Origin of the sequence: Actinomadura sp. BRA 177 (assembly GCF_013372625.1) — a bacterium.
GTDB lineage: Bacteria > Actinomycetota > Actinomycetes > Streptosporangiales > Streptosporangiaceae > Spirillospora.
In genome coordinates this window covers 1-4,638 of sequence record NZ_JABXFD010000479.1, presented here as the reverse complement: position 1 = coordinate 4,638, position 4,638 = coordinate 1, and the positions used below count along the sequence as shown (strand labels likewise).

Annotated in this window: 5 protein-coding genes and 2 tRNA genes; 3 read left to right on the top strand and 4 right to left on the bottom strand. The window is 69.3% G+C overall.

Annotated features, from left to right (window positions below):
- The first annotated feature begins 115 nt into the window (after window positions 1–115).
- Window positions 116–913, top strand: a complete 798-nt coding sequence (locus HUX53_RS27960; RefSeq protein ID WP_176406200.1) for a DHHA1 domain-containing protein — start codon at window positions 116–118, stop codon at window positions 911–913.
- 44 nt (window positions 914–957) lie between these two features.
- Here HUX53_RS27960 and HUX53_RS27955 read toward each other — a convergent pair.
- Window positions 958–1,031, bottom strand: a tRNA-Pro gene (locus tag HUX53_RS27955).
- A 146-nt stretch (window positions 1,032–1,177) separates the two neighbouring features.
- Here HUX53_RS27955 and HUX53_RS27950 point away from each other — a divergent pair.
- Together HUX53_RS27950 and HUX53_RS27945 are read left to right on the top strand one after the other, a co-directional pair.
- Window positions 1,178–1,248: transfer RNA gene (locus HUX53_RS27950), tRNA-Gly, on the top strand.
- A 682-nt stretch (window positions 1,249–1,930) separates the two neighbouring features.
- On the top strand, window positions 1,931–2,170 hold the full coding sequence (locus HUX53_RS27945) for a hypothetical protein (RefSeq protein WP_217919999.1): 240 nt from the start codon (window positions 1,931–1,933) through the stop codon (window positions 2,168–2,170).
- Window positions 2,171–2,350: 180 nt separating this feature from the next.
- Here HUX53_RS27945 and HUX53_RS27940 read toward each other — a convergent pair whose 3' ends face one another.
- The 3 genes from HUX53_RS27940 to HUX53_RS27930 form a co-directional block, all read right to left on the bottom strand.
- Window positions 2,351–3,349 (bottom strand): DUF523 and DUF1722 domain-containing protein, encoded by a 999-nt coding sequence (locus HUX53_RS27940; RefSeq protein WP_309237471.1) that lies wholly within the window; start codon window positions 3,347–3,349, stop codon window positions 2,351–2,353.
- Window positions 3,346–3,843 (bottom strand): RNA polymerase sigma factor, encoded by a 498-nt coding sequence (locus HUX53_RS27935; RefSeq protein WP_176406199.1) that lies wholly within the window; start codon window positions 3,841–3,843, stop codon window positions 3,346–3,348. The genes HUX53_RS27940 and HUX53_RS27935 overlap by 4 nt, the downstream gene beginning before the upstream one ends.
- A 110-nt stretch (window positions 3,844–3,953) precedes the next feature.
- Window positions 3,954–4,638, bottom strand: a 685-nt coding sequence (locus HUX53_RS27930) for a cobalamin-dependent protein (RefSeq protein WP_217919998.1), incomplete at its 5' end; no start/stop codon positions are given.

The following is a 4,638-nucleotide window of genomic DNA, read 5'->3' as shown; positions in this document are numbered from 1 at the left end:
CTCCTACCTCATCAGCGCCCGCAACCACGGCGTCCGCCCCATCGACGCCATCCACCAAGCCCTCACCGGAACCCCCTGGACACCACCGGCAAAGGCCTGATCACGGCTTCACCCCGTGAATGGACACCTCCAAACCCTGGTCAACGACTACCTGCTCGACGACCCCGAAGTGCACGTCTGGGAGGCGACCAGAACAGAAGCGGAGAAAGCAGGCGCACTGGCACTCTTCGGCGAGAAGTACAGCGACACCGTCCGCATCGTGGACATCGGCGACGCATCACGCGAACTGTGCGGCGGCACCCACGTCGGGCACGGTTCGCAGGCGGGCCCCGTCCACATCATCGGCGAATCGTCCATCGGCACCGGCCTGCGCAGAATCGAAGCCCTCACCGGCACCGACGCACTCCGCCATTACGACCACCAAATCCACATCCTCAACGAACTGGCCGGCCTCCTGAACGTCCACCCCGGCCAAGCCCCCGACCGCCTACGCCAACGCCTGCAAACCCTGACAGAAGCCCAACGCCACCTGGAAGCACTCCACCGAGCAGAACTGAACACCCACGTACAACACCTCGCCTCCCAAAAAGAGCACTTCCCAAACGGCTGGCTGGTAACGCACCTGATCCCCAACCTGACGACCCCAGACCTCCGCACGATCGCAACCGGCATCCTCGACCGACAGGGCGTCGTCATCCTGGGCACCGAATCAAACGGCAAGGCGGCCCTGATGGCGGCGGCGGGCGCGAACACCGGTCTCCAAGCCCGCGACCTACTGACCGAGGCCGCCCACGAACTCGGCGGCGGCGCCGGCGGCAAGGGCCCGATCGCGCACGCAGGCGGCCCCCACCCCGAAAACCTGCCGAACGCACTCACCAAGGCCGCAACCCAAGCCCGCGAGCTCCTGAAATGACCAAAGGCCGGGTGCGCCCACACGGCGCGCCCGGCCTCCTCCGGTCGGGCTGGCGGGATTTGAACCCACGACCCCTGGCACCCAAAGCCAGTGCGCTACCAAACTGCGCTACAGCCCGCACATCACCGCCGACCGCGATGACGGGAGAAGTCTAGTCCCGATCACACCCGCCCGCTGCCGCCCAGCCCACCGACCACGCCGCCCCGGAGAACCCTGTACGCTACGGGATGGCGATCGAGGCCCACCAGGGCCCTCCATCCCCGCGCGGGCGTAGCTCAATGGTAGAGCCCCAGTCTTCCAAACTGGCTACGCGGGTTCGATTCCCGTCGCCCGCTCCGACGTTTCCGCAGGTCAGAGGTCATATGACGACGATCTTGAAGTGACTCCAAGATCTTCTATCACTGTTTCCATCACTGTACCTGTACGTGATCATGGTGGATCCCGTCACCCGGACCGGCACCACAGAGCACCCCTCCGGCCCGCCGATTGGACATCGCCTCGCCCTCAGCAGGCCGGACATCACGGACAGATCGTCCACGCTCGGGGCCCTCTGGGCTGTCGCCGAGCAGCGGGCATGGGCGGCGACGAGGAGGTCCAACCTCGTCACCCTGCGCCCGACGCCCTGGCATCGTGGAAAGGCCATCAAGGGAGAACTGTGACCGCGTACGCCTTCGACGAGGATCGCCACGCGCTCATCGCCTTCTGGGAGACCGGCTCGGGCTACGTCGCCTCCACCTGCGCCGAACTCCCCCGCCGGCGCAATCCAGCATCTCGCTCAAACTCTGACCTGGTTTTCCGCCCAGGCCTGGCGGACCTACACCCACCCTGCCTCCCCGGCGGACGAGTAAGAGGTGAACACCGAAGGCTGGCAACGCGAAGAAGACCGAAAAGCGTTCACGACAGTGACGCAGGCTCTAACTCGCCCGAGCCTGCCCTCCGACGGCATCCTGGTGACGTCCTACAACCCTGTCGAAGAGAGTGCTCACCAGGTCGGCCGCACCCTGCACGACATCAAGAATGATCGGCCGCAATGTCCTGACCGGCCGGTGGACGTTCCAGCTCGTCGAGGAGTACGACGACGGCTATTACCAGACGTTCCGCCGACTCGAGGACGAGGTGCGTGCCCGGCTCATGGAGGGTCGGCGGCACGTGTACGAGGCCGAGATGAAGGAGCAGCGGCGGACGCACGGCCTGCCGCACCACACTGCCGTACCTAGCAGCAGCGAGGCAGCGGGCGCATCGCAGAACGACCCGTAACCCTTGTTTCGCGGGCGCGAAGCGGGGCCTCTAGCCAGGCTCCTATGAAGTCACAACGCCACGTCCGGTGAGTGCACATGAGCGCCTCCCGGCCAAGGCCGACAGATCCCGTTGAAGACCCGAAGTCAGTCAGATGCTGGGTCAGACCCCGCCGGGAGGCGCTCATCTACATCATCTCTGTCAGATGTGGTGGCGGAGGAGGAGGTCGGCGGGGTAGGGGTCCAGGTAGGTCTGCTGGGCCAGGTACGCGAGGTGTTCGCCTTCGGCGTGGTGGCGCAGCAGGGCGATCGGGACGCTGAGCGGCGCCTCGCCCCGCTGGTAGGACTCGATCGCGGCCAGGACGTCGTGGCGGCGGGTCGGGTCGAGGTGTTGGCTCAGCGGGCTGAAGAGGTGCAGGAGCGCGTTGGCGTGACGGCCGCGCTTGGGCCGGACGGCGAAGGCTTCGCTGAAAGCGCCCCGGTACTCGGTTTCCAGGTCCTCGCGCGGCCAGGTACCCGCTCGGGCGACGATACGTCCCATCTCCCGGTAGGCCGACGGTTCATGGGCGAGGATCTGCAGTTTGTGACGGCTGTGGAAGGCGACCAGGGCGCGGGGGCGCCAGTCGCGGGCGAAGAGTTCGCGCAGCCGGGCGTGGGCGTAGATCCGCTCGATGAAGTGCTCGCGCAGGACGGGGTCGCGGAGGCGGCCGTCCTCTTCGGTGGGCAGGTGCGGGAGCGCGTCGGTGACGAGGGCGGCGAACACACCGCGGCCCCGGCGGTCGACCGGCTGCCCGTCGGTACGTTCCTCAGGCTGGCCGGACGCGTAGCGCGGCAGGCTCGACAGCCCGCAGCTGGGCGATTTGGATTTGAACACGTACCCGTCGATGTCGGCGAGATCGGGGATCCGGTCGTCTGCGAGCGCGGCCATCGCGCCGGTGTGGTCGGAGGTCTCGTCCTTGCTGACGATGCGGCCGTCGCTGAGCAGGTGCAGCGTGGGACGGGGTGCGCCGAGACCGATTTCGATCTCGGGGCAGACGGGGACCCAGTCGACGTGGCCCGCGAGGGGGCCGGTGAGGAACCGGTCGCGGCTGTGCCCGCCGTTGTAGCGGACCGGCTCCCCCAGCAGGCAACTGGACACCGCCAGCCGAGGACGCGGATGCCCGCCGGGTGCCGGGCCGGGCGGTGGCTTGGGAGGGGTCACAGCAGCTCCCTCATCCGCCGCAGCCCGCGGGTGGTGCGTGCCTTGACGGTGCCGAGCGGGATCGCCAGGCGGTCGGCGATCTCCCGCTGGGTCAGCTGCCCGAAATGGGCCAGCACGATCGCCTGCCGCTGCGGGGCCGAGAGCCCGGCCAGCGCGTCGCGGACGTCGCATGCGGCGTCCACGGCGCAGGTGGTGTCCGGTACGCCGGCGGTGTCGTCCAGCGGCACCGACCTCTTGGAGTGCCGCGCCTCGGCGCGCAGCTGGTCGATGGCCCGCTTGCGAGCGATGGCCAGGACCCACGGCTCCAGGCCGCGTGCCGGGTCGAAGCGTCGCCGGTGGCGCCAGACCTCCAGAAAGACCAGCTGGACCACGTCGTCCACGACGTGGTCGGGTACCAGCCTTCCCGCGTGCCGGCGGACCAGCGGGCCAAGCGCGACATAGCACTCGGTCAGCGCCGCCTCATCGCCGTCCGCGAGTCGCTGTGCCAGGGTCATGCGCTCCAGGGTGCCCGCGAAAATCGCTTCAAAACTTATTCATAGACAAAGCCCATGGAAGTGGTGAACAAGACGGCGCAAAGCGACCGGGCCCCGCACCCGGGGCCAGGTCAAGAAACCCCGAGCAGGGACGTCAGTTCGGTGACGGCTTCGGGGAGCGCCGTCACCGGCGCGACGTGCGCCGGGAGCCGGTCACGCGCCCAGCCGGGCCCGCCGACCACCAGGCGGTGCGGCGGACGAGAGGCCGGCAGCGCCTCCAGCCACGCGGGGTCACCAGTCTCGGCGGTCTGCGACCAGACGAACACGGCGTTGGGTCCGGCCCTCCGGATCGCGGCGGCCAGCGCCGGCGGCGGCACGCGTGCCCCCAGCACCAGCGCGTTCACGCCGGCCTCGGCCAGCGCGGCGGCCAGCGCGTGCACCGGCAGGCTGTGCTGCTCCTCGGGCGCGCAGGCGAGCAGCACCGGACGGACGTTGAGCGGCCGGTCGGGCGGCGCCGTTTCGGCCAGGCAGCCGGGCAGGACCGTGGACAGCAGGTGCTCGACCTCCACACACTCTCCGGACGCGGCATGTTTGCGTCCGATTCCGGCTAGCACGGGCACGATCAGGCCGTCCCACGCCCGCACGACCCCGTCCCGGCGCAGTGCGGTCCGCACGGTCTGAGTCATCGCGGGCCGGTCCAGCGCCATCGCGGCGCGGGCCAGGCCCCGTACCGCCGCGGCCTGCCGCTCGTCCCGTCCGGGGGCGGTCACGGGGACGCGGCGGCCGCCCCCGGCAGGGACTCGGCCTCTTCCACAC

Bases quoted from the DNA above. Each gene is read 5' to 3' on its own strand.
- HUX53_RS27945 (WP_217919999.1), top strand. From the start codon at position 1,931: ATGATCGGCCGCAATGTCCTGACCGGCCGGTGGACGTTCCAGCTCGTC.
- HUX53_RS27935 (WP_176406199.1), bottom strand. From the start codon at position 3,843: ATGACCCTGGCACAGCGACTCGCGGACGGCGATGAGGCGGCGCTGACC.